This is a genomic window from Nocardia sp. XZ_19_231 (genome assembly GCF_015355705.1).
Classification (GTDB): Bacteria; Actinomycetota; Actinomycetes; order Mycobacteriales; family Mycobacteriaceae; genus Nocardia; species Nocardia salmonicida.
Genome location: NZ_JACUZI010000003.1, coordinates 341649 through 364840 on the forward strand (window position 1 = coordinate 341649; position 23192 = coordinate 364840).

The 23192-nt window shown below is 67.9% G+C and carries 26 protein-coding genes; 16 read left to right on the forward strand and 10 right to left on the reverse strand.

The annotated features are described in order from the left end of the window. Positions 1 to 21: 21 nt before the first annotated feature. The 3 genes from IBJ82_RS14800 to IBJ82_RS14810 are packed head-to-tail and all read left to right on the forward strand — an operon-like array spanning position 22 to position 2536. Positions 22 to 1170: an ABC transporter ATP-binding protein gene (locus IBJ82_RS14800; protein WP_194826500.1), complete on the forward strand. Its 1149-nt coding sequence runs from the start codon at positions 22 to 24 to the stop codon at positions 1168 to 1170. Continuing rightward, positions 1167 to 1832, forward strand: coding sequence for an ABC transporter permease (locus tag IBJ82_RS14805; RefSeq protein ID WP_370585311.1), 666 nt, complete (start codon positions 1167 to 1169; stop codon positions 1830 to 1832). The genes IBJ82_RS14800 and IBJ82_RS14805 overlap by 4 nt, the downstream gene beginning before the upstream one ends. Continuing rightward, on the forward strand, positions 1829 to 2536 hold the full coding sequence (locus IBJ82_RS14810) for an ABC transporter permease (protein WP_194826501.1): 708 nt from the start codon (positions 1829 to 1831) through the stop codon (positions 2534 to 2536). Before IBJ82_RS14805 ends, IBJ82_RS14810 begins: the two co-directional genes overlap by 4 nt. Here IBJ82_RS14810 and IBJ82_RS14815 read toward each other — a convergent pair. The 5 genes from IBJ82_RS14815 to IBJ82_RS14835 form a co-directional block, all read right to left on the reverse strand. Beyond that, positions 2519 to 2728, reverse strand: a complete 210-nt coding sequence (locus IBJ82_RS14815) for a ribbon-helix-helix protein, CopG family (protein WP_194826502.1) — start codon at positions 2726 to 2728, stop codon at positions 2519 to 2521. The genes IBJ82_RS14810 and IBJ82_RS14815 overlap by 18 nt on opposite strands. 72 nt (positions 2729 to 2800) lie before the next feature. Next, positions 2801 to 4021, reverse strand: coding sequence for an NADP-dependent malic enzyme (locus tag IBJ82_RS14820; protein WP_370585312.1), 1221 nt, complete (start codon positions 4019 to 4021; stop codon positions 2801 to 2803). 404 nt (positions 4022 to 4425) lie between these two features. After that, positions 4426 to 5982 carry an FAD-binding protein gene (locus tag IBJ82_RS14825; RefSeq protein ID WP_194826503.1) on the reverse strand — a complete coding sequence of 519 codons (1557 nt, stop codon included), beginning with the start codon at positions 5980 to 5982 and terminating at the stop codon, positions 4426 to 4428. Positions 5983 to 6033: 51 nt separating this feature from the next. After that, positions 6034 to 6300 carry a hypothetical protein gene (locus tag IBJ82_RS14830; RefSeq protein ID WP_194826504.1) on the reverse strand — a complete coding sequence of 89 codons (267 nt, stop codon included), beginning with the start codon at positions 6298 to 6300 and terminating at the stop codon, positions 6034 to 6036. After that, positions 6297 to 7151 carry a PHP domain-containing protein gene (locus tag IBJ82_RS14835; RefSeq protein ID WP_194826505.1) on the reverse strand — a complete coding sequence of 285 codons (855 nt, stop codon included), beginning with the start codon at positions 7149 to 7151 and terminating at the stop codon, positions 6297 to 6299. The genes IBJ82_RS14830 and IBJ82_RS14835 overlap by 4 nt, the downstream gene beginning before the upstream one ends. Positions 7152 to 7220: 69 nt before the next feature. Between IBJ82_RS14835 and IBJ82_RS14840 the strand changes: the two genes are divergently transcribed. Next, complete coding sequence (locus IBJ82_RS14840) at positions 7221 to 8309, forward strand: magnesium and cobalt transport protein CorA (protein ID WP_370585363.1); 1089 nt, start codon at positions 7221 to 7223, stop codon at positions 8307 to 8309. Here IBJ82_RS14840 and IBJ82_RS14845 read toward each other — a convergent pair. The 3 genes from IBJ82_RS14845 to IBJ82_RS14855 form a co-directional block, all read right to left on the reverse strand. Beyond that, positions 8306 to 8887: a suppressor of fused domain protein gene (locus IBJ82_RS14845; protein ID WP_194826506.1), complete on the reverse strand. Its 582-nt coding sequence runs from the start codon at positions 8885 to 8887 to the stop codon at positions 8306 to 8308. The two genes, IBJ82_RS14840 and IBJ82_RS14845, sit on opposite strands and share 4 nt — an antisense overlap. 4 nt (positions 8888 to 8891) lie before the next feature. Then, a complete protein-coding gene (locus IBJ82_RS14850) occupies positions 8892 to 9386 on the reverse strand; it encodes a general stress protein (protein WP_056813349.1) in 495 nt (164 codons plus the stop codon). A gap of 89 nt (positions 9387 to 9475) precedes the next feature. Further along, positions 9476 to 10405 (reverse strand): CoA ester lyase, encoded by a 930-nt coding sequence (locus IBJ82_RS14855; protein WP_194826507.1) that lies wholly within the window; start codon positions 10403 to 10405, stop codon positions 9476 to 9478. A gap of 52 nt (positions 10406 to 10457) precedes the next feature. Here IBJ82_RS14855 and IBJ82_RS14860 point away from each other — a divergent pair, with 52 nt between their 5' ends. The 10 genes from IBJ82_RS14860 (at position 10458) to IBJ82_RS14905 (ending at position 18880) form a co-directional block, all read left to right on the forward strand. Continuing rightward, positions 10458 to 11765 carry a magnesium transporter MgtE N-terminal domain-containing protein gene (locus IBJ82_RS14860; RefSeq protein ID WP_194826508.1) on the forward strand — a complete coding sequence of 436 codons (1308 nt, stop codon included), beginning with the start codon at positions 10458 to 10460 and terminating at the stop codon, positions 11763 to 11765. After that, positions 11762 to 12352: a DUF1003 domain-containing protein gene (locus tag IBJ82_RS14865; RefSeq protein WP_194826509.1), complete on the forward strand. Its 591-nt coding sequence runs from the start codon at positions 11762 to 11764 to the stop codon at positions 12350 to 12352. The genes IBJ82_RS14860 and IBJ82_RS14865 overlap by 4 nt, the downstream gene beginning before the upstream one ends. A gap of 112 nt (positions 12353 to 12464) precedes the next feature. Then, positions 12465 to 13835: a lytic murein transglycosylase gene (locus IBJ82_RS14870; protein WP_370585313.1), complete on the forward strand. Its 1371-nt coding sequence runs from the start codon at positions 12465 to 12467 to the stop codon at positions 13833 to 13835. 96 nt (positions 13836 to 13931) lie between these two features. Further along, the gene (locus IBJ82_RS14875) at positions 13932 to 14795 is read left to right on the forward strand and encodes a lytic murein transglycosylase (protein WP_194826510.1); all 864 of its coding nucleotides are present in this window, start codon (positions 13932 to 13934) and stop codon (positions 14793 to 14795) included. 86 nt (positions 14796 to 14881) lie between these two features. After that, positions 14882 to 15457, forward strand: a complete 576-nt coding sequence (locus tag IBJ82_RS14880; protein WP_194826511.1) for a hypothetical protein — start codon at positions 14882 to 14884, stop codon at positions 15455 to 15457. A gap of 64 nt (positions 15458 to 15521) precedes the next feature. Beyond that, positions 15522 to 16658, forward strand: a complete 1137-nt coding sequence (locus tag IBJ82_RS14885) for an Mrp/NBP35 family ATP-binding protein (protein ID WP_194826512.1) — start codon at positions 15522 to 15524, stop codon at positions 16656 to 16658. Positions 16659 to 16829: 171 nt separating this feature from the next. After that, positions 16830 to 17150, forward strand: coding sequence for a DivIVA domain-containing protein (locus IBJ82_RS14890; RefSeq protein ID WP_194826513.1), 321 nt, complete (start codon positions 16830 to 16832; stop codon positions 17148 to 17150). After that, positions 17111 to 17779, forward strand: coding sequence for a DNA-3-methyladenine glycosylase I (locus IBJ82_RS14895; protein WP_194826514.1), 669 nt, complete (start codon positions 17111 to 17113; stop codon positions 17777 to 17779). Before IBJ82_RS14890 ends, IBJ82_RS14895 begins: the two co-directional genes overlap by 40 nt. Positions 17780 to 17885: 106 nt before the next feature. Beyond that, positions 17886 to 18053: a DUF3117 domain-containing protein gene (locus tag IBJ82_RS14900; protein WP_011211259.1), complete on the forward strand. Its 168-nt coding sequence runs from the start codon at positions 17886 to 17888 to the stop codon at positions 18051 to 18053. After that, positions 18050 to 18880, forward strand: coding sequence for a putative RNA methyltransferase (locus IBJ82_RS14905; protein ID WP_370585364.1), 831 nt, complete (start codon positions 18050 to 18052; stop codon positions 18878 to 18880). The genes IBJ82_RS14900 and IBJ82_RS14905 overlap by 4 nt, the downstream gene beginning before the upstream one ends. Before the next feature lie 73 nt (positions 18881 to 18953). On the opposite strand, the gene glgA is transcribed toward IBJ82_RS14905, so the two are convergent. After that, on the reverse strand, positions 18954 to 20120 hold the full coding sequence (gene glgA / locus IBJ82_RS14910; RefSeq protein WP_194827159.1) for a glycogen synthase: 1167 nt from the start codon (positions 20118 to 20120) through the stop codon (positions 18954 to 18956). Positions 20121 to 20231: 111 nt separating this feature from the next. On the opposite strand from glgA, the gene glgC reads away from it, so the two are divergent. After that, a complete protein-coding gene (gene glgC, locus IBJ82_RS14915; protein ID WP_056813378.1) occupies positions 20232 to 21449 on the forward strand; it encodes a glucose-1-phosphate adenylyltransferase in 1218 nt (405 codons plus the stop codon). Positions 21450 to 21485: 36 nt separating this feature from the next. Here the strand turns inward: glgC and IBJ82_RS14920 are convergent, their stop codons facing one another. After that, positions 21486 to 22118 (reverse strand): O-methyltransferase, encoded by a 633-nt coding sequence (locus tag IBJ82_RS14920; protein ID WP_056813381.1) that lies wholly within the window; start codon positions 22116 to 22118, stop codon positions 21486 to 21488. A 376-nt stretch (positions 22119 to 22494) separates the two neighbouring features. On the opposite strand from IBJ82_RS14920, the gene sigE reads away from it, so the two are divergent. Further along, a complete protein-coding gene (sigE, locus tag IBJ82_RS14925) occupies positions 22495 to 23157 on the forward strand; it encodes an RNA polymerase sigma factor SigE (protein ID WP_228537140.1) in 663 nt (220 codons plus the stop codon). Positions 23158 to 23192 lie beyond the last annotated feature (35 nt).

Here is a 23192-nt window from a genome sequence, read left to right on the forward strand (position 1 = left end):
GGCGCCTCGAGGAGAAATTCATTGTCCGACATCGAATTCCGCGGTATCGACAAGACCTATCCGAACGGCACACACGCGGTGCGCGACCTGAACCTGCACATCGACTCGGGATCGTTCACCGTGTTCGTCGGGCCGTCCGGCTGCGGCAAGACCACCTCGATGCGCATGATCAATCGGATGGTCGACCCCACCGCGGGCGCCATCACCATCGACGGCCGCGATATCGCGACGGTCGATCCGGTGAAATTGCGCCTCGGTATCGGCTACGTGATCCAGAGCGGCGGGCTGCTGCCCAACCGCAAGGTGGTCGACAATGTGGCGACCGTGCCGATCCTGCTCGGGCAGTCACGCAAGGCCGCCCGCGCGGCCGCGCTGGAGGTGATGGACCGGGTGGGGCTGGGTCGCGATCTGGCCGAACGGTATCCGGCGCAACTCTCGGGTGGTCAGCAGCAGCGAGTCGGGGTGGCGCGGGCGCTGGCCGCGGACCCACCGGTGCTGTTGATGGACGAGCCGTTCAGTGCGGTCGACCCGGTGGTGCGGGCGGAATTGCAATCGGAGATGCAGAGATTGCAGTCCGCGTTGCACAAGACGATCGTGTTCGTCACCCACGATATCGACGAGGCGATCACCCTCGGCGACAAGATCGCGGTGTTCGGGCGGGGCGGCGTACTGCAGCAGTTCGACACTCCCGAGCGTGTATTGGCACAGCCCGCAACGGATTTCGTAGCGGGGTTCGTCGGAAGGGATCGCGGCTATCGGGGGCTGTCGTTCCGTAGTGCCGAAGCTGTCGCACTGGCGCCGATTCGGACGGTCCAACCGGACGACATCGCCGGATTGCGGCTCGCCAGGGGCGAATGGACACTTGTCGTGGATGCCCTCGGCAAACCGGGCGGCTGGATCGACGTCACCGGCGTGGAGCGGGTGCGCGCCGGAAAACCCTTGGACTCGAGCGTTTCGGCCGGTGGTTCGCTGTTCGCCCCGGACGGCGACCTCCGTCAGGCGCTGGACGCGGCCATCTCCTCGCCCGCGGGCATCGGCGTCGCCGTCGACGAGACGGGCGCCGTGCGCGGCGGCCTGCTCGCCGCCGATGTGCTGACCCAACTCGCCGAACAGCGGGAAGCCGAAGACGCCGAACGCAATCAGGAGTTCTTCACCCAGGGCACGTCGTGAGATATCTGATCGACAACTTCGCCGAAGTCATGGCGATCGCCCGCACCCATCTGGTGCTGGCACTGATCCCCCTGCTGCTCGGCCTGATGATCGCGGTTCCGGTCGGCGCGCTGGTGCGCGCGAACCGCTGGGGCCGCCGGATCACCACCACGATGTCGAGCCTGGCCTACACCATTCCCTCGCTCGCGCTGTTCGTGATCATTCCGCCGCTGATCGGCATCTCGATGATCGACCCGCTCAATGTGATCATCGCGCTCACCGTGTACTCGACCGCGCTGCTGCTGATCGCGGTGCCGATGGCGCTGGATACGGTGCCCGACAGTGTGATCGATGCCGCCGACGCGATCGGCTTCGGCCGGTTGCGCCGCACCGTCACTGTCGACATGCCGTTGGCGCTACCGGTTTTCACCGCCTCGTTGCGCGTGGTGGTGGTCACCAATATCGCCATGGTGTCGGTCGGTGCGCTGATCGGCGTCGGCGGGCTCGGAAAGCTGTTCACGCAGGGCTATCAGCGTGACTACCCGGACCAGATCATCGCGGGCATCATCGTCACCCTGGTACTGGCACTGATCTTCGATCGGCTGGTGTTGCTACTCGGCACCCTCGCGACCCCGTGGACTCGCGCCGACGCGCGCGTCACCTGGAAAGGTGCGCGCGCGTGAACCTGTTCGTCGAGGCCTGGAACTATTTGAGCGACGGCACCAACTGGGGTGGGGCCACCGGCATCGAACATCGCCTGCTGCAACATGTGTGGTACAGCTTTCTGACGGTGGCATTGTCGGCGGTCATCGCGGTGCCGCTCGGGCTGGTGATCGGGCATACGCGCCGCGGCAGTGCGGTGATGGTCGGCCTCGCCAATGCCATGCGGGCGCTGCCGACGTTGGGTCTGCTCACCTTTCTGGTGCTCGGCCTCGGGCTCGGGCTGATCCCGCCGCTGCTGGCGCTGATCACCGTCGGCATCCCGCCGCTGCTGGCGGGGGCGTACGCGGGAATCGCGAACGTGCCCGCCGATGTGGTCGACGCCTCGCGGGCGATGGGGATGACCGAGAGCCAGATCCTGTTGCGGGTCGAGGTGCCCAATGCGATGCCGGTGATGCTCGGCGGTTTGCGCAATGCCACCTTGCAGGTCGTCGCCACGGCGACCATCGCGGCTTACGTCAACCTCGGCGGGCTCGGCCGCTACATCTTCGACGGGCTCGGTCTCCATCGCTACGACCTGGTGCTGGTCGGTGCGATGTTGGTCGCCGTGCTCGCACTCGTGCTCGACGGGATCCTGGCGGTGGCGGTGTGGGCGAGCGTGCCGGGCACCGGTCGGCTCACGCGCACCTCGGCGGACCTCACCCGCATCTCAGTCGTCACCGAGTAGCGCCCGCAGGTGCGGGTCGTCGGCCAGCACCGCCTGCATCCTGGCGCGTTCCCTCGCACGCTGGGCATTGGCGTGAATCCACTCCTGCGCCGCCTGCACCATCGCCACATTCACCGAAACACCCGTAGCCGCCGCGGCGGCGGCGAGCTGCTCGGCGACGTCATCGGGAAGCTGCACGGCGATAGTGGTCATCGTTTGATGATCCCAGATAACGCGACAGCGCCCCCGTTCCGGTGGGAACGGGGGCGCTGCGTCAGCAGAAAACTAGGCGACACCCTCGGCGCGCGCGGCTTCCGCGACGGCCTCGGCCACAGCCGGAGCCACGCGCGGATCGAGCGGGCTCGGGATGATCTTGTCGACGGCGAGCTCGTCGGCCACGACGCCGAAGATGGCGTTCGCGGCGGCGACCTTCATGCCCTCGGTGATACGGCGGGCACCGGCATCGAGCGCACCCTTGAACACGCCGGGGAAGGCGAGCACATTGTTGATCTGGTTCGGGAAGTCGCTGCGGCCCGTCGCGACGATCGCCACGTACTTGGCGGCCACGTCGGGGTGGATCTCCGGGTCCGGGTTGGACATGGCGAACACGATCGCCTCCGGCGCCATCGAGGCGATGAGCTCCTCAGGGATCGTGCCCGCGGACAGGCCGAGGAACACATCGGCACCGGCCAGCGCGTCGGCCGGGCCACCGGTCAGGCCGCGCGGGTTGGAGCGGGCGGCCAGGTCGGCCTTCACACCGTTGAGACCGGCGCGACCGGCGCTGACGATGCCCTTCGAGTCGAGCACGACCACATCGGGGACGCCCGCGGCGATCAGGATGTTCGCGCAGGCCACACCGGCCGCGCCCGCACCGGAGACGACGACCTTCAGGCCCGACATGTCACGGCCCTGCACCGCGGCCGCGCCCTTGAGGGCGGCCAGCACCACGATGGCGGTGCCGTGCTGGTCGTCGTGCATGACCGGGCAGTCGAGCGCCTCGATGACGCGGCGCTCGATCTCGAAGCAGCGCGGGGCGGAGATGTCTTCCAGGTTCACCGCGCCGAAGCTCGGACGCAGGTGGATCAGCGTCTGGACGATCTCGTCGGGGTCGGTGGTGTCGAGCACGAGCGGAATCGAGTTCAGACCGGCGAACTTCTTGAACAGCGCGGCCTTGCCCTCCATCACGGGCAGCGAGGCGCGCGGGCCGATGTCGCCGAGGCCGAGCACAGCGGTGCCGTCGCTGACCACGACCACGAGGCGGTCGGTCCAGGTGTAGCGCTTGGTGAGCGCGGGATCCTCGGCGATGGCACGGCTGACCTGGGCGACACCCGGGGTGTAGGCGATGGACAGATCGCGCTGGGTCTCGAGGGGCGCGGCCAGCTCGACCGACAGCTTGCCGCCGAGGTGGCCCGCGAAGATCTCGTCGTTGGTGATGGCAGCGAGGCTCGCTGCGTCATCGGCCTTGGGCGCCGCGGTGGCATTCGGTGCGTCAGTCACAGGTGACACGATTTCACTCCTGCTCGAGTCGGGCTCAACCGGGGGACGGTTACCGCCGGGTATATCGGAAACGGATTACTGGGACGCTGGATCGCTACAACGCTCATCGAGTGCGCGACCGCACGCGTTTCGCGGTGGCAACCGGACGCATGGCGCGGCACTGATCCGGCGAGCGGAACCGGACGGGTGCGTCCGGGCGAGCAAAACGGGTCGACCAACGCTGCGACGGTGCGTCGCACGGCGGAAGGTCACCGAGGTCCCCGAACCCGGCGGTGGCAAGGGTAGGGAATCCGCAACATTCTGCCAGCATGGTGCGTCGATTGCCAAACCGCGTCATGTGTCGAGCGTAGCCGTGTCGAATTGCCGTGGCGTAAGCGAAAACTCGCAGCGCAGCGGGAACATCCGGTGAACTTTCACACCGTGGCAGGGGTGGCCGCGGTGAGCTCGCCGCCGAGTGGCTCCGGCCATTCCTCGCGGCGCACCCACACCTCGTCGAGCCCACCACATCGCAGCCGGACCAGCCAATCCGAGCGGGCGTCGGGGTGGTCGATACGCCGGTGGATGCCACGACTCTCGGTGCGCGCGAGCGCGCTGTAGCCGGCCCACCGGGCCACGGCGAGCAGGGCAGCCGCTTGCCGTGCCCGCAGCTGCCCGATGCCGAGACCGCCGAGATCGAACTGGGCGCCGGGCCACATGGCGTCCAGTTCGGCGATGCTGTCGCCGAGGCTGCCCGCGCTGCGTCGGTAGCTGCGGCGCAGCGGCAGCGTGTGTTCCTGCACCAGGCCGACCACCGAACGCGGATCGATGTGGGAGTGGGGGCCGAGGCCGACGCCGGGCACGGGGCGCGCGCTGCTCGCCCGCTCGTTGGCGAACGCGAACGCGGCGGCACCCTGACCCGCCCAGGTGCCGGAGGCCAGCGCCCACGCACCGTTGAGGCCGCCGGTGGCGCCCGCCGCTCCGGTGACCACCTGTCGGCCCGTCACATCACCCGCACCGAACAGGCCGCGAACCGTCGTCGAGCAATCGGTGTCGGCGAGGGCGAGTCCGGCCGCGCCGCGAATGGTTCCCTCCAGCACCGCTCGCACGGGAACCCGACCCGTGGCATCGATCGCGCCGTGCCTGCTCAGCCAGTGCCGAACGGTGTCGGGCACCTCGCTCAGGGCGGCGAAGACCCGCCTGCCGTCCGCGATGGCGGTGAGTGCCGCCGGATACCGGTCGGGCAGTTCGGCGCCCGACTCGTCGTAGAGGGCCGCGAAATGCACCGACAGACCGGGCGCGACCGCCGGATGCGGATGTACTCGCGACAGCACCGGCGCCAGCCCGTAGGCGCTGGAGAATTCCATCCCGCACAGTTCGGCGCCGGCCTCGGCCGCCATCAGCAGGCCCTCGCCGGTACTCACGTCGGTGCCCGCACCGCCGGACAGGAAGGCGCAGCCGCCGGTGGCGACCACGACCGCGCCTGCCCTGATGGTCCACGGCCGAAACTTGTTGTGGCGCTGGATTCCCGCGGCACCGACCACGCTGCCCGCCGGATCGACCAGCAGTTGCAGCGCCGGATGATGATCGAGGATGCGCACGCCCGCCTCGAGCGCGCCGCGTCGTAGGCGGCGCAGATAGCTCGCGCCGTCGAAGTGCACGTGCGCCGGGTCGCCGTGCGGGTCGGGGACGCGGTGGCGGGTGCCCGACCAGGACTGCAATCGCCGGTGGGTCTCGTCGACGACGCGATGCAGCCAGACCCGATCACCGAGCCCGCCGCCCGCCACGAACGCCTTGTCGACCGCGTCGGCGCGGCCGGGACCGGGCGGGATCGCCCAGAGCACGGTGGTGCCGTACACGGTGGGCCCGCTGGAACCGCAGCGGCTCTTGTCGACCAGAACCACCCGCGCGCCCGTCGCCGCGGCCGAGACGGCGGCCCAGAGCCCGGCGGGTCCACCGCCGAGAACCAAGACATCCGTTTCGATACTGGTCACAAAGAGAAATGTTCGGGCACAGTTCACCCGTCCGCAACCATTACGCGGCCGTCAACCCCACCATTGTGTCCAAAGCAATACACCGGCCGTGACCAAGACCGCCACCGATCCCAACAGTGCCGACATTCCGCGACGCCGATCGGCGAAGACTTGCGCCACGACCACCACCACCGCGGCCACGAAATGCCAAGACAGTGATTCGACGCCCGGTCCGGGAAAGTCGCGGCGCGAGCCGATCACCGCGGCGCCCACGACCACACACAACAGGACGAGCACCCCACCGGCGACGACCCCGCTGAAGCCGCGCACCAGCGTCACGGGGCGATCACCGGCGTCCCACTCGCCTTGTCGATGAGCGCTTCGTACTGATCGGGATCGGTGGCACACGCGCCGATCTGGATGGTCTTGTTGCTGCCGTGATAGTCCGACGAGCCGGTGCGAACCAAGCCGAGCTCGCGCGAAAGTCCGGTCAGCACGACACGATCGGCGTCACTGTGATCCGGGTGGTCGATCTCGAGCCCGCCGAGGCCGAGCCCGGCCAGCTCCCTGATCTCGTCGAGCGCCAGCAGTCTGCCCCGCGTGCGCGCCCTGGCATGGGCGATCACGCTGACCCCACCCGCGGCCGCGATCAACTGCACCGCCCTGGTGAGCGGGGTGTCGGCCTTCTCGGCGTAGTACGGCCCGTGGGGGGCGAGTAGATCGATGAACGCGGCGTTCACACTCTCGACGACCCCGGCCGCGACCAACGCCTGCGCCAGATGCGGCCTGCCGACGGCAGGACCGGCGCTCGCCATCACCGCGTCGGGATCGATCGGCAGCCCGTCGGCCGCCATCTTGTCGGCCATAGCCCGCACCCTGCCCACCCGCTCGCCGCGCAACCGCTCGCGTTCAGCGGCGAAACCACGGTCGGTGGGGTCGAACAGATACGCCAGCAGATGCACCGGCACCGGGTAGCCGTCCTCGCCCATGCCCGTGCACGACATCTCCATGCCACGCACCAACGTGAGTCCCGGTGGGCGGGCGGCCTCGGCCTCGGCCCAGCCGGCGGTGGTGTCGTGGTCGGTGATCGCGACGACGTCGAGACCGGCCGCCGCGGCATGACGCACCAGTTCGGCGGGGGTGTCGGTGCCGTCGGAGGCGGTGGAATGGGTATGCAGATCGATGCGCACACCCTCAGTCTTACAGTGCGGTCTCGGGTACCGCGCGTTCGAAGGGTCCGCACGGTCGGTGACCGTAGGATCGGCTCGGTGCCCTCATTTCCGCCGATGCCGTCGTTCCACGGGCCGAATCGCGCCACGAAGGCGCCGCGACCACAGGTCCCCGTCCCGACGGCGCGAGCCATCGTCGACTGCGGCGTCTACGTCGACGGCGAGCGGCAGCCGGGACATTTCAGCCCACAGCAGGCACTAACGGCGGCGGAGAAGACCGAATCGGGATTCGTCTGGATCGGCCTGCACGACCCGGACGACCGGCAGATGAACGACATCGCCTCGATCTTCGACCTGCATCCGCTGGCGGTGGAAGACGCGGTGCAGGGCCGTCAACGCCCCAAGCTCGAGCGCTACGCCGGCACGCTGTTCCTGGTGATGACCACGGTCAGCTACGTCGACCACGAGATCGACTCGACCAGCGAGATCGTGGAGACCGGCGACATCATGGTCTTCACCGGACCACGCTTCGCCATCACGGTGCGTCACGGCGAACACACCCACCTGTCGAACGTGCGCCACGAGCTGGAAAAGCAGCCCGAACAGCTGAAATACGGACCGACCGCGGTGCTGCACGCCGTCGCCGACCACATCGTGGACACCTACGTCGATGTCACCGAATCCGTCGGCATCGATATCGACGAGATGGAAGAGGCGGTGTTCACGCCCGCCTCGAAGATCGGAATCGGGTCGATCTACCAGCTCAAACGCGAAGTGGTGGAGCTGCGAAGGGCGGTGGCGCCGCTGGCGGTTCCGCTGGAGCGGCTGGTGAACAACACCGACCTACCGGTGCCCACGGAGATCCGCCGCTATCTGCGCGATGTCGCCGACCATCAGGTCACCGTCTCCGATCACATCAGCTATTTCGACGAAGCGCTCAGCGGCTTGGTCAATGCCGCGCTGGCCAAGATCAGCGTTCAGCAGAACACCGACATGCGCAAGATCTCGGCCTATGCCGCGATGGCGGCCGTGCCGACGCTGATCGCGGGCGTGTACGGCATGAACTTCGACCACATGTGGATCCTGCACCAATGGTGGGGGTATCCCTCGACCTTGGTGCTCATGGTCGTGATCTGCGCGTGGTTGTTCCGCAGCTTCCGCCGAAACGGGTGGCTCTAGAGATTCACCGCGCCGCGCTCGGGATCGCGCACGTCGATGCCCGCCTCCGTCCAGGCGTCACGCAGTGCCTGGGCGCCGCGTACCCGCACCCAGGCGGCCTCGGTCGCGGTCACGGGGGTGACGCTGAGGTAGCGCACCGGATCGGCGGGGTCGGGCAGCCCGACCGGGGGAATGTCGCTCTCGCCGAGCACGACCGCGGTGAACTTCGCGTTGCGCCACAGCGGCTCTCCGAGATCGAGTAGCGCGTCCGCTTGCAGCACAACGCCTTCCACCGACGGCGAGGCGACCAGCACACCGAGGGATTTGGCCACCCCGACCTGTGGGTCCGCGCTCATCAACAGGGTCAGGATCAGTTCGGCGCGCGGTCCGCGCACCGGGTCGGCCAGCAGATCGGTCGGATCACCCATCGGATGACGCGAACCGCCCACCGTCGCGTAATGCACCGCGCCGTCGCCCGGAATACGCAGGATCTCGACGGGTTCGAGCCCGAGGAAGGTGACCGACGCCGAATCGACGTGTGCGCGTTCGACCTCGAAGTGATCCAGCACCGCGGCGCGGACCGTGTTCTCTACATCCATTGCGCTACAGGGCCAATCGGGCCAGCATGTCGCGGGCTTGTTCGGCGGACTTCGGATCACACAGCACGTCGTAACGCCCCGCGACCAACTGCATGGTCGAGGCGAAATCGCGCTGGCCCTTGGTGGCCGCGTACGGGATCGAGGTGGTGATGACGCCGAAGACGATGCCGCCGAGCAGACCCACCACGAGCGGGCCGAGCGCACCGCCGGTGGTGGTGAACAGGCTCAGCAGCAGCCCGAGGAACAGGCCGAGCCACGCGCCCGACACCACACCGCCGCCGATGACCTTGCCCCACGTGAGCCGGTAGAGCACCCGCTCCACCTGCATCAGATCGACACCGACGATGGTCACGTCCTGCACCGGGAACTGCCCGTCGGCCAGATAGTCGACCGCGCGCTGCGCCTCGGCGTAGGTCGGATAGGAGCCGACCGGCCAGCCCGACGGCGGCGTCGGCAACGCCTGCCGCCCGCGATTCGAGTTGCCCAAGGGATTCGTCATAGTCCTATTCTGCTATTCCTGGACCGGCTGTGCCGCAGTGAAACGCGTCATTCCCGCAGCGCGGCCCTTGTCGGCGATGACCTGTGGGATCAGACGTCAGTCCTTGTCATTCCCGCAGCGCGGCCCTTGTCGGCGATAACCTGTGCCATTTTGGCGCTGGCTTCGTCGATCATCTCATCTCCCAACATGACAGCGCCACGCGCGCCGCCCGCCTCGGAGGTGTGGAAGGCGTAGGTCTCCAAGATCAACTCGGCGCGGTCGTAGTCGGCCTGACGTGGGCTGAAGATCTCGTTGGCCGCGTCCACCTGGCCGGGATGCAGCACCCACTTGCCGTCGAAACCCAGTGCGGCCGTACGCCCGGCGGCTCGGCGGAAACCGTCGACATCGCGAACCTGCAGGTAGGGGCCGTCGATAGCCTGTAGGCCGTGGGCTCGGGCGGCGAGCAGGATCGTCATCAGGATGTGGTGATAGGCGTCGCCGACGTCGTAGCCCTCCGGCTGCTCGCCGACCACCAGCGTGCGCATATTGATGCTGGCCATGAAATCGGCAGGCCCGAACACCAATGTCTGCACGCGCGGGCTCGCGGTGGCGATCGCATCGATATTGCGCAGCCCGAGCGCGTTCTCGATCTGCGGTTCGATGCCGATCCGCCCGACCTCGAGGCCGCTGGCCTTCTCCAACTGGGTCAGCAGCAGGTCGAGGGCCTGCACCTGACCCGCGTCGGTGACCTTGGGGAGCAGGATCGCGTCGATCCAACTGCCCGCGCCCTCGACCACGCTGATCACATCGGCGAAGGTCCACTCGGTCGACCAGTCGTTGACCCGCACCACCCGCAACTGCGAACCCCAGCCGGGTTCGTTGAGCGCGGCGACGATGTTGGCCCGCGCGGCGGCCTTGGCGCCGGGGGCGACCGCGTCCTCCAGATCGAGGAACACCTCGTCCACCGGCAGAGTCTTCGCCTTGGCGATCATCTTCGGGTTGCTTCCCGGCACAGCGAGTACCGACCGACGTGGCTTCATGAGGAGCGCCTCCTGGTTCGAGCGGCCGTCCCCGACCGATAGCCTGATGGTCATGGCAACCACCAGGGTGTACGTCGCCCGGCTCGCCGGCCTGACGGTGCTGGGTCCGGACGGGGAGTCTATCGGCCGGGTCCGCGACGTGGTCGTCGCCGTCCGGAACGGGCGCCAGCCGCCGCATGTACACGGGCTCGTCGTCGAATTGCTCACCCGGCGAAGAATTTTCGTGCCGATACTGCGAGTGACCGCGATCGAACCCGGCATGGTCACGCTCAATACCGGGAGCGTGAGCCTGCGCCGATTCGCACCGCGAGCAGGCGAACTCCTCGCCATGGCGCAGATCGTCGATTCGCAGGTACGGGTGAACGACCCGGATCTGCCGGATCTGGCCGACGTCGATGTGCTGGTCGCCGATCTGGGTATCGAACAGACCAGGACCAGGGATTGGATCGTCAGCCGGGTCGCGGTGCGCGGACATCGGCGGATCGGGCGCAGGCGCGCGGTGCACGTCGTGGAGTGGTCACAGGTCGACGGGCTCACCCCCGCCGAGGTCGACCGGCCCGGCCAGGACGTGACCACCCTGCTCACCCAGTTCGAGGGACTGCGCGCGGCCGATGTCGCGCATCGGCTGCGAGAGCTGCCGGAGAAGCGTCGCATCGAGGTGGCGATCGCCCTCGACGACGAACGCCTCGCCGATGTGGTCCAGGAACTGCCCGACGACGACCAGGTCGACTTGCTCAGCCATCTGGAGGTGCGCCGTGCCGCCGACGTGCTCGAGGCGATGGACCCCGACGACGCCGCCGACCTGCTCGGCGAGCTGCCCGAGAGCGAAGCCGAATCACTGCTGGCCCTGATGGACCCCGAGGAATCCGAGCCGGTGCGCCGATTGCTCGCGCACTCCCCCGACACCGCGGGCGGTCTGATGACGCCGAAACCGATCGTGCTCGGGCCCGCGACGACCGTCGCCGAAGCGCTGGCCCGCGTCCGCGACCCCGATCTCACACCGGCGCTGGCCTCGATGGCCTTCGTCGTGCGACCGCCGACGGCTACGCCGACCGGCCGCTACCTGGGCTGCGTGCACATTCAGCGGTTGCTGCGGGAACCGCCCGCGCATCTGGTGGGCGGCATCCTCGACAGCGATCTGGCGCCGCTGACACCCGATCTGCCGCTCTCGGCGGTCACCCGCTACTTCGCCACCTACAACCTGGTGTGCGGGCCCGTGGTCGACGCGGAGAACCATCTGCTCGGTGCGGTGACCGTCGACGATGTCCTCGATCATCTGCTGCCAGAGGATTGGCGGGAAGAGGAACCACCGGCGCTCGGCCAGGTCGAGACGAGTCCGGCGAACAGGAGCACGGCGTGAGTGAGAAGAATCCGGCCAGGCAACGACTGGAGACCCCGGTCGGGTCGCGGTTCAATTTCGACTGGGACTCCGACGCCTTCGCCCGCTCCAGCGAGCGGGTGGCGCGGTTCCTCGGCACCGGGCGCTATCTGGCGATCCAGACGGTGATCGTCATCGTGTGGATCCTGCTCAATGTGTTCGCGGTGGCGCTGCGCTGGGATCCGTACCCGTTCATCCTGCTCAATCTGGCCTTTTCCACCCAGGCCGCCTACGCGGCACCGCTGATCCTGCTGGCGCAGAACCGCCAGGACAACAGGGACAAGGTCTCCCTCGATGAGGACCGGACCAGGGCCGCGCAGACCAAGGCCGATACCGAGTTCCTCGCCCGTGAGCTCGCCTCGCTGCGCCTCGCGGTCGGCGAGGTCGCCACCCGCGACTATCTGCGCCGCGAACTCGAGGAGATCAAAGACGTCCTCGACCGCATCGATGCGGTCACCACGCCCGACGGCGCGCCGAAGACGGACAAAAAGCGGAAAGCGGTCCGCAAGAAAACCTCCGGTCAAACGCCCTCTTCCGCCCCGATTTCGCCAGGCGCTCCAGACGTATGACCGGAAATGCTCAACAACTTCCTGACCGGTAGGTAACCTGGATCACGTTGTTCCGGGCGGGCCGGAGGGGGACTCTGCGGCGCCGCTGCTTTTCGACGAAAAGGGTGTGGCCGTGCGAATCTCTGCTCCGATGACGATGTCGGCCCTTGTAGTCGCAGGTCTTGTCGCCTCTGGATCGGGCGTCCATACCAGCGACCCGAGTACCGCACCGACCGCGCCGGAGGCCCTGTTGGCCGCCAGCGCGAGCACCGCCGACGACACGCCCGAAACCGATCCGTCCGAGATCGTCGGCCTGTTGCCGATCGCGCAGGAGGCGCCGCGCAGGCTGCGTGCCCTCTCGCCGAGCGCCAACAGCGCCGCACCCTTCGCGGGAACCGTCCCGCTGCAGAGCATCTCGCTGCCCACCGGCAGCGGCGCACTCGGCATCCCGGAGATCGTGCTCGCCGCCTACCGAAATGCCGAGTTGGCCATGGAAACCGCGCAGCCGGGGTGCGGGCTCACCTGGAACCTCCTCGCCGGCATCGGCCGGATCGAATCCGGGCACGCCAGCAGTGGCCGCACCGACCCCGCCGGTACGACGACGACGCCGATCTTCGGGCCCGCGCTCGACGGCACGCTGCCGGGCAACGAGATCATCAAGGAAGCCGACGGCGGTTTCGTGCGCGCCCTCGGTCCCATGCAGTTCCTGCCGAGCACCTGGGTGCACTACGCCGCCGACGGCAACGGCGACGGCGCCGCGGACCCGCACAACGTCTTCGACGCCGCGCTGGCCGCGGGCAAATACCTCTGCTCGGGCGGCATGAACCTGCGCGAGGCCGCCCAGGAACTGCGAGCGGTGCTGCGCTACAACAACTCCATGTCCTACGCGGCCAATGTGCTGAGTTGGTCGGCGGCGTATCGGACGGGCGGCGCGCCGAGCCAGGTGGCCATCTCGCCGGAGATCATCCCACCGGGCAGTGCCCCGCTGGTGGCCCCCAATGTGCTGGCCGCCTCGACCAACACACCCACCCCCACGACCACGCCGAAGCCGACCACGCCGAAGGCCACCACACCGACCCAGGTGATGATCACGCTGCCCGGCCTGCCGCCGATCCCGTGTGGCATCTTCTGCCCGCCGCCGGTCACGCCGCCCGAAACCTGTGTGAGCGAGCCGCTGCCCGCGCAGATGCCGAACCCGCTCGAACCCGAACAGAAGCCCGCCGACAAGCCCGCCGAGCAGACCTTCGGTGCTGCGGCGCCGAAGGACCCGGCCGTGCCGGAGCAGCCGGTCGTCGAGCCCGCCGCGTGCACCCCGGCCGCCGCCGAGCCCACCGAGAAGCCCGCCCCCGCCACGCCGGAGAAGACACCGGAACCAGGCGTCGCGCCCGCCGAGGAACCGGCACCCGCCGAGCCCGCGCCGGTGGCGCCGACCCAGCAACCAGGCATCACGCTGCCGTTCGGCATCGTCATCCCGCTGCCGCCCGCCCCCGCACCGGCTCCGTAGAAATCAAACCGAAAAAGAGATCACAGAGGAGTAACAAAAAGGTCTCGGGTGCGGTAATCTCTTCTCATCCAACACGGTTGAGGAGGGCACCACACAGTGGGTCGTCATCGGAAACAGCCTGCTACGACAGTTCGACGTAGCTCGCTCATCGCACTGACCGGTTTGGTCCCCGCTGGACTGGTGGCCGTTACCGCGGCCACCTCCGAGGCGACCACGGCAACCAACGCAGCTGTCGAGCACGACCTGCTTCCCGGCGCCGAGCCGGAGACGAGGGCAGATCTGGTCGCGTCATCGGAGGCCGACATCGCCGAGATCACGCATGCGGAAGCTCGCCAGTCGGCCTCGGCCACGCCGGTCGTGAAAACCGTTGCGTTGTCGGGCGATCGCGCCTCCTCGGATATGCCCTCGGGTCCGCTCGGTATTCCGGGCATCGCCGTCGCCGCCTATCAGACCGCCGAACAGCAACTGGCCGTGGAGGATCCGCACTGCGGGATGTCCTGGTCGCTGCTGGCAGGCATCGGCCGCGTCGAATCCACCCATGCCTACGGCAAGGCCGACGCACAGGGCAATCCGATCAAGGCGGTCTACGGACCCGTCCTCGACGGCAGTCTCTCCGGCAACAATGTCATCCACGACAGCGACGGCGGCGAGCTCGACGGCCTCGGCGGTTACGACCGCGCCATCGGCCCGATGCAGTTCCTGCCCGAAACCTGGCACCGCTACGCCGCCGACGGCAACGCCGACGGCATCGCCGATCCCCAGAACCTCTTCGACGCCGCCCTCACCGCGGGCCGCTACCTGTGCGACGGCGGCCTGAACATGCGCGACCTCTCCCAGCAGTCCAAGGCGATCCTGCGCTACAACAACTCGATGGCCTACGTCGCCAACGTGATGGCCTGGTCGGGTTCCTACTCCAGCGGCCTGGCCCCCAAGCCCCAGGACCTCCCCAGGATCCACTAGGGATTGTCACACCGGACGAGGACGACGAGTATTTCCGCGGACGACAGCAGCGGGATGGCGTCGATGACGGACTTCCGAGGGCGGGGATGAGCCGCCGGCAGGTCGTGTTCGACACCGAGGTCAATCCGGATTGGGTACCGATCCTCTCGGCGACGCCGATGGAGCTGGTACTCGCCGAGCCGATGCCGGAGCTGTGCAGCGAGCACGGCCTGCCCGCCGTGGACAGCCGCGCCTTCGTCGTGAATTCCAGCGGGCCGAATTCGGAGATGCCGACGGCGCGGGTCTTGCTGAGCTCGATGCCGCCCAGCCGATGGCGCGCTGCCGAGGCGCGCGTCAGGTTCCAGTGTCCGGCCTGCGAATACTGCCTGTCCGAGGTCCGGCGGTTCCGGTGGATCGCGATGCTGTCGCTGTTCGCGGTGCTACTGACGATCACGGCCCTCGTCACGGCCACGCAGCTCGAGCTCAGGCAGTTCTATCTCCCGTTGGCATTGGCGGTGATCCCGGGGTGCATGCCGATCGCGTTGCTGTCGGCGGTGCTGGCCTGGAGTCGATCCGGGTACTTCGCGGATGTGTGGATGAACGCGACGGCCGACCAGTTGATCGTTTCCGCGCACCCGGATTTCGTGGCGGCGGTCGAGCGAAACCGGGCCGATACCCCCTGAAGCATCGGGACCGTCTTGGAATCCCCGGAAGGCGCGCTACCGCTGGGGGGATAACATCGGGCGTATGTCAGTGATTACGGAAACGGATGTGCGGGCGGCGCTCGCGAAGGTCGACGACCCGGAGATCCGCAAACCGATCACCGAGTTGGGCATGGTCAAGTCCATCGCCATCGCCGACAGCGGTGATGTGCACATCGAGATCTATCTGACCACCTCCGGGTGCCCGTTGCGGACCGAGATCATTCAGCGGGTCACCAAGTCCGTCGCCGACGTCAACGGGGCAGGCGCGGTCACGGTCGACCTCGACGTGATGAGCGATGAGCAGCGCACCGAGCTGCGCAAGTCGCTGCGTGGCGATTCGGCCGAGCCGGTCATCCCGTTCGCCCAGCCCGGTTCGCTGACCCGCGTGTACGCGGTGGCCTCCGGCAAGGGTGGCGTCGGCAAGTCCAGCGTCACCGCCAACCTCGCCGTGGCACTGGCGCAGCGTGGGCTGTCGGTCGGTGTGCTCGATGCCGATATCTACGGCCACTCCATCCCGCGCATGCTCGGCACCGACGCCCGCCCGACCCAGGTCGAGCGGATGATCATGCCGCCCGTCGCGCACGACGTGAAGATGATCTCGATCGCGCAGTTCACCCAGGGCAATACTCCCGTGGTGTGGCGCGGCCCGATGCTGCACCGCGCGCTGCAGCAGTTCCTCGCCGACGTGTTCTGGGGCGATCTGGACGTGCTGCTGCTCGACCTGCCGCCCGGCACCGGCGACGTCGCGATCTCCCTCGCCCAGCTCATCCCGAGCGCCGAGATCCTGGTCGTCACCACCCCGCAGATCGCCGCCGCCGAGGTGGCCGAGCGTGCGGGTGCGATCGCCCTGCAGACCCGCCAGCGCATCGCCGGGGTCGTGGAGAACATGTCCTGGCTCGACCTGCCGGATGGTTCGCGCATGGAGCTCTACGGCTCCGGCGGTGGCCAGGTCGTGGCCGACCGCCTCACCCGCGCCGTCGGCTCGAATGTGCCGTTGCTCGGCCAGATCCCGATCGAGCAGGCCCTGCGCGAAGGCGGCGACGACGGCAACCCGATCGTGCTCTCCGACCCGGAGAACCCCGCCGCCGTCGCCCTGCTCGGCATCGCCGACAAACTCGCCGTCCGCAAGCGCGGATTGGCAGGCATGTCCCTCGGAATCGACACCACCCGCCATCTCTGAGCTGTTCCGCCTCTCCGCGTATTCAAGCCGGACTCGAGCGCGGAGAAGTTTGCGCCGGCGCCCGGCGGTTCGGTGTCAGTCGGGCTAGCTCGTACCCGGTGAGTTACCCATGTTCTCACCGAACAACGTCGCTGATTCGGACCTGTCGGAGGCTTCTTCTAGGCTGTTTCCATGCTGACGCTGCTTCTATACGTGCTCATCGTCGGGTTGGTTGCGGCGATGTTGTTCCTTGTCGCCAGTGCGGTGTTCGGGCGGTCCGAGGAGCTCGGGCCGTTGCCCGACGGGACCACGGCTACGGTGTTGCCCGCTGATGGGGTCACGGGGGCCGATGTGCGGGCGTTGCGGTTCCAGCAGGTGGTGCGCGGGTACAAGGCCGGTGAGGTCGATTGGGCGCTGGGCAGGCTGGCCGAACGGATCGACGAACTCGAGGTCGAGTTGGCGCAGGCTCGGCAATGGCAGGCGCAGGTGGCGGCGGGCCAGGATCGCGGGTGAGCGAGCTCGCCGACGACGGCCTCGTTCGCTGCGACTGGTCGACCGGCTCGCAGCTGTACCGCGACTATCACGACACCGAGTGGGGTCAACCCCTGCACGGCGACGACGCGATGTTCGAACGACTCTGCCTCGAGGCCTTCCAGTCGGGGCTGGCCTGGATCACCGTCCTGCGTAAACGACCCGCGTTCCGCACCGCGTTCGCCGGTTTCGAGATCGCGAAGGTCGCCGAGTTCGATGATCACGACCGCGCGCGGCTGCTCGCCGACGCGGGCATCGTGCGCAACCGCGCCAAGATCGACGCGGTGATCAACAACGCCCGGGTTGCTCGCGACCTGCCGATGAGTCTCGACGAGCTGGTGTGGTCGTTCGCACCCGCGCCACGCCCACGGCCGACCTCGATCGCGAATGTGCCCGCGACCACATCTGAATCCATTGCTCTGGCAAAGGAATTGAAGCGTCGCGGGTTCGCTTTCGTCGGCCCTACGACGGCGTATGCCCTCATGCAGGCAACCGGCATGGTGGACGATCACCTGGACGTTTGCTGGGTGGGCGCGGTACCGAACGGAACCGACTCAGCAGTCACATTTCGTACTCAGGTGTCCGCCCGCGACGGCAATAGGGAAGAATAGGACCGGTGTGGCCCGCCGAACACCCGGCGAGCCCGCTGGTTGGCGACAACCGGCAGACGAGAAAACAGTGCGCAGAACCACCGCGCAGATCTGGAGGGAGCAGAGGATGGCGGCCATGAAGCCCCGTACCGGGGACGGTCCCCTCGAAGCAACCAAGGAAGGTCGTGGAATCGTCATGCGGGTTCCACTCGAGGGTGGCGGGCGTCTGGTCGTCGAACTCACACCGGACGAGGCTGCGGCGCTCGGTGACGAATTGAAGAGCGTCACCAGCTGAATGCGCTGACCGAGGTCGCCGCACTTCTGGCCTGCCCGGAGTGCGGCGATGCACTGCAACCGCACGATCGTGCGCTGCGATGCGCTACCGGCCACAGCTTCGACATCGCCCGTCAGGGCTATGTCGGGCTGCTGACCGGCGCATCGACGAAAATGACCGGCGATACCGCCGACATGCTCGACGCCCGCGCCGCCTTTCAGGGTGCGGGCCATTTCGCCCCGATCGCCGCGGCGATCGCTCGTGCCCTCGACACCGGAGGCGCGGTGCTCGAAATCGGCGCGGGTACCGGCTACTACCTCGCCGAGGTGCTCGACGCGCACCCCGGCACTCTCGGCATCGCCTTGGACGTGGCCAAGCCCGCCGCCCGCCGAGCCGCCCGCGCGCACCCCCACATGGGCTCCGTGCTGGCCGACGCCTGGCGCGGCTTGCCGGTGCGCGACGACACCATCTCCGGCGTGCTCTCGGTGTTCGCCCCGCGCAACCCAGCCGAAGTCGACCGCGTGCTCACTCCGGGCGGACGCTTCGTCGTCGTCACGCCCACCGCTCGTCATCTGGGCGAGCTGATCGGCCCCCTCGGCATGGTCAGCGTCGACCCTGACAAGGATCGCCGCCTGGCCGACTCACTGTCTGGCACCTTCACTCGCGCCGAGCACACCCTCGTCGAGTTCCCGATGAAGCTGTCACGCCCCGACGTCACGAACGTCGTCGCGATGGGCCCGTCGGCCTTCCACGGCACCCCCGCCGACGATCCACGCATCGCCGCCCTACCCGACATCACCGAAGTGACAGCCTCGGTAACCGTGTCGACCTATCTACCTCGCAGCTGACCGCACTCGTCGCGCCGAGGGCGTCCGCGGCACGCACACTCCGCCACCGAGCGCCCTGCGGCCCAACCGGGCCCTAGCGCAACACACTCCGGTACACCTCGAGCGTGCGCTCAGCGATCCGCGCCCAGTCGAACTCCGCGATCGCCCGCACCCGCCCGGCCTGGCCGTAGCGCACAGCAAGAGCCCGATCCCCCGCGACCTCGTTCACCGCGGCAGCGAGCCCCTGCTCGTACTCCCCTGTCGCCTCCGGGTCGTAGTGCACCAATCGGCCGGTGCCCCCGTCGACGACCACCTCCGGAATCCCGCCCACATCGGAAGCGACGACGGCGGTCGCGCACGCCATCGCCTCCAGGTTCACGATGCCGAGTGGTTCGTAGACCGACGGGCACACGAATACCGAGGAGGCGGACAGGATCTGGCGGACCTGCTCGGCGGGCAGCATCTCCTTCACCCAGAAGACGTTGCCGCGCCGACGCTGCAATCCGTCGACGGCGGCGGCGACCTCTACCTCGAGCTCCTTGGTATCGGCCGCGCCCGCGCAGAGAACCAACTGGATATCAGGGTCGAACGAGGCGGCCGCGGCGAGCAGATGCCCGACACCCTTCTGCCGGGTGATCCGTCCGACGAACGACACGATCGGCAGGTCGGCGCGCACCCCGAGCCGCTCCAGCACCGGAATGTCGGCACCGCCGGGCGGGCCGGGATGCCACACGCTCGCGTCGATGCCGTTGTGCACCACATGAACTCGATCAGGGTCGATCGCGGGGTAGGCGTCGAGCACGTCGTGACGCATGCCTTCGCTCACCGCGATCACCGCATCGGCATGCTCCATCGCATTGCGTTCCGACCACGACGACAGGCGATATCCACCACCGAGCTGTTCGGCCTTCCACGGCCTGCGCGGTTCCAGCGAATGCGCCGTGAGCACATGCGGAATCCCGTGCAGCATGCCGGCGAGGTGACCGGCCAACCCCGCGTACCAGGTGTGCGAATGCACCACGTCCACGCCGCCCGCCGCGTCGGCCATGCGCAACTGCGCCGACATCATCTGCAGCGCGGCATTGGCGGCGTACAGCTCGGGGTCGGGACGGTGCACCACGGCACCGCCGCGCGGCGCGCCCATGCAGTGCACGGTGACATCACAGAGATCACGCAATCGGACAGTGAGTTCGGTGACATGAACGCCCGCACCGCCATACACCTCGGGGGGATACTCCCGGGTCAGCATGGCGACACGCAGCGGTTGCGCTGAAGTCTGCTCGCTGTCGGTGCCATCACTCACTGGGTCCAAATTAGACCCTCGGGTCGACATGGGCCACCGTAACCCCGCTGGCCCTGTACTTTGAGCAGGGTGAGGAGCCAGCCGCACGTACTCGGGATCGTGCTCGCCGGTGGCGAGGGCAAACGACTGTTTCCGCTCACTGCCGACCGCGCCAAGCCCGCGGTTCCATTCGGCGGCGCGTACCGGCTGATCGACTTCGTGTTGAGCAACCTCGTGAACGCGGGATACCTGCGTCTGTGCGTGCTCACCCAGTACAAGTCGCATTCGCTCGATCGCCATATCTCACAGACCTGGCGACTGTCCGGATTCACCGGTGAATACATCACCCCGGTGCCCGCACAGCAGCGTCTCGGGCCGCGCTGGTACACCGGCAGCGCCGACGCGATCATGCAGTCGCTCAACCTGATCTACGACGAGGACCCCGACTACATCGTGGTGTTCGGCGCCGACCACGTGTACCGGATGGACCCGGAACAGATGGTGGCCAGCCATATCGCGTCGGGCGCGGGCGTCACCGTCGCCGGGATCCGGGTGCCGAGGGCCGAGGCGAGCGCGTTCGGCTGCATCGACACCGACGAGTCCGGCAAGATCACCCAGTTCCTGGAGAAGCCCGCGCATCCGCCGGGCACCCCCGACGACCCGAACGTGACGTTCGCCTCGATGGGCAACTACGTGTTCACCACCCGCGTACTGGTCGACGCCATCCGCGCCGACGCCGAGAACTCCGATTCCGACCACGATATGGGCGGTGACATCATCCCGACGCTGGTCGCCGCCGGCCAGGCCGCCGTCTACGACTTCGCCGACAACGACGTCCCCGGCGCCACGCAACGCGATCGCGGTTACTGGCGCGACGTGGGCACCATCGACGCCTTCTACGAGGCGCACATGGACCTGGTCTCGGTGCACCCCGTGTTCAACCTCTACAACAAGCACTGGCCGATCCGCGGCGCCGCCGAGAACCTGCCGCCCGCGAAATTCGCCCAGGGCGGGCTCGCCCAGGAGTCGATCGTCGGGGCGGGCTCGATCCTGTCGGCGGCCACCGTCCGCAATTCGGTGCTGAGCTCGAACGTGGTGATCGAGGACGGCGCCACGGTGGAGGGCAGTGTATTGATGCCCGGTGTGCGGATCGGGCGTGGCGCGGTGGTGCGCCACGCGATCCTGGACAAGAACGTGGTGGTCGGCGAGGGCGAGATCATCGGCCTCGATCTCGATCGCGACCGGGAGCGTTTCGCCGTCAGCAACGGCGGTGTGGTCACCGTCGGTAAAGGCATCTGGGTCGGCTGAGTCTCGGCGGCCTGCGCCGCCGGTTCTCGGCCGCGATCAGCACCTCGACGCGCAGAGCAACCCGTCACCGATCGGGATCAGAACGCTGGTGAGCTCGGGGTTTTCCGCGATCGCACGAGTCGCCGCCCGGACTGCCTGCGTGGCCGGGTCACGCTGGTCCGGATCAGGAACGCGCCCACCGAGCAGCGCGTTGTTGAGGATGAACGCGCCGCCCTCGCGCAGCAACCGCACACCCTGTTCGACGTAATTGGGGTGTTCCATCGGTGCCGCGTCGATGAAGACCAGGTCGTAGGAGCCGTCGGCCAGGCGGGGTAGCACGTCCAGCGCCCGCCCGTTGATCAGTCGCGTGCGCGACGGCGTGATCTCGGCGGTCCGGAACGCCTCCTTGGCCGCGCGCTGATGCTCGGGTTCGGAGTCGATCGTCGTCAGCGTCCCGTCCTCACGCATCCCGTCGAGCAGCCACAGCCCGCTGACGCCTGCCCCGGTGCCCACCTCGACGACCGAGCGCGCGCCGAGCATCTGCGCGTACATGCTCAGCAGCGCACCCACCGCCGCGGGCACCGGCGCGGCACCCAATTCGGTGGCCCGCTCGCGCGCTTCGAGAAGAACCTCGTCCTCGACGACGGACTCCTCCACATAGGCCAGGTTCCGCTCCACGTTCGATGCCACAGCTATGAGGCTAGGCCACCGAAGGGGTATGTGTATTCAGCAAAGGGACGGATCCGACACTGTGTCGCACAGATCCCGAACAATTGCCGAAAGTTTGCGGATCGATCACAACAGCCCCCGAACTGCTGGTTCTCCGTTGGCGACGGGACTAAGGTCGAGTTCGACCAGAATTCTCAGGTCACACTCAGGATCTCCACACCTGACCCATATCAGGGCAGGAAATAGTTGCCCTACGCAAGGCCAGCCGATCGCGGCGGGTACGAGACTCGGGAACAACCGCACACAGTTGCTGGTTGATTGTCGATAAGCAAGGTTCGCTGACCCGGACCAGCCAGGTTTCGTGCCAGCGGTCCCGAGTAGGAGGTGTCCCATCACGATGGTAGACACGGCACGTCAAGACGCCACCGACCAAACTCTGCCCGCCGATCTCATCGCGGCCGAAGCCGACGAATTCGAGGCCGAACTCACCGGCACCGCCGCTTTCGACGCGACCGGCGATCGTGCCGCCATGCCTTCCTGGGACGAACTGGTCCGCGAGCACGCCGACCGGGTCTATCGCTTGGCCTACCGCCTCTCCGGCGACGCCCAGGACGCCGATGACCTCACCCAGGACACCTTCATCCGGGTGTTCCGCTCGCTGCAGAACTACCAGCCCGGCACTTTCGAGGGCTGGCTGCACCGCATCACCACCAACCTGTTCCTCGACATGGTCCGTCGTCGCAACCGCATCCGCATGGAAGCGCTGCCGGAGGACTACGACCGGGTCCCCGCCGAAGGCCCGACCCCGGAGGACGCCTACCACGACTCCCGCCTCGACCCCGACCTGCAGAAAGCACTCGACTCGCTGGCGCCGGAGTTCCGCGCCGCGGTCGTGCTGTGTGACATCGAGGGTTTGTCCTACGAGGAGATCGGCGCCACGCTCGGTGTGAAGCTCGGCACCGTGCGAAGCCGGATCCATCGCGGGCGTCAGGCATTGCGCGAGTACCTTGCGCATAATGGAAGTGAGCAGCGGTACTCCGCTGAAGCCCCATCGTTGTGACGGGAGTTCGACGTCACCGGGGCCTCTCGGTTGAT

Coding starts and splice junctions, on each gene's coding strand:
- IBJ82_RS14900 (WP_011211259.1), top strand. CDS start 17,886: ATGGCGGCCATGAAGCCCCGTACCGGGGACGGTCCCCTCGAAGCAACC.
- IBJ82_RS14860 (WP_194826508.1), top strand. CDS start 10,458: ATGGCAACCACCAGGGTGTACGTCGCCCGGCTCGCCGGCCTGACGGTG.
- IBJ82_RS14890 (WP_194826513.1), top strand. CDS start 16,830: ATGCTGACGCTGCTTCTATACGTGCTCATCGTCGGGTTGGTTGCGGCG.
- IBJ82_RS14880 (WP_194826511.1), top strand. CDS start 14,882: ATGAGCCGCCGGCAGGTCGTGTTCGACACCGAGGTCAATCCGGATTGG.
- IBJ82_RS14885 (WP_194826512.1), top strand. CDS start 15,522: ATGTCAGTGATTACGGAAACGGATGTGCGGGCGGCGCTCGCGAAGGTC.
- sigE (WP_228537140.1), top strand. CDS start 22,495: ATGGTAGACACGGCACGTCAAGACGCCACCGACCAAACTCTGCCCGCC.
- IBJ82_RS14895 (WP_194826514.1), top strand. CDS start 17,111: ATGGCAGGCGCAGGTGGCGGCGGGCCAGGATCGCGGGTGAGCGAGCTC.
- IBJ82_RS14845 (WP_194826506.1), bottom strand. CDS start 8,887: ATGGATGTAGAGAACACGGTCCGCGCCGCGGTGCTGGATCACTTCGAG.
- IBJ82_RS14815 (WP_194826502.1), bottom strand. CDS start 2,728: ATGACCACTATCGCCGTGCAGCTTCCCGATGACGTCGCCGAGCAGCTC.
- IBJ82_RS14850 (WP_056813349.1), bottom strand. CDS start 9,386: ATGACGAATCCCTTGGGCAACTCGAATCGCGGGCGGCAGGCGTTGCCG.
- IBJ82_RS14855 (WP_194826507.1), bottom strand. CDS start 10,405: ATGAAGCCACGTCGGTCGGTACTCGCTGTGCCGGGAAGCAACCCGAAG.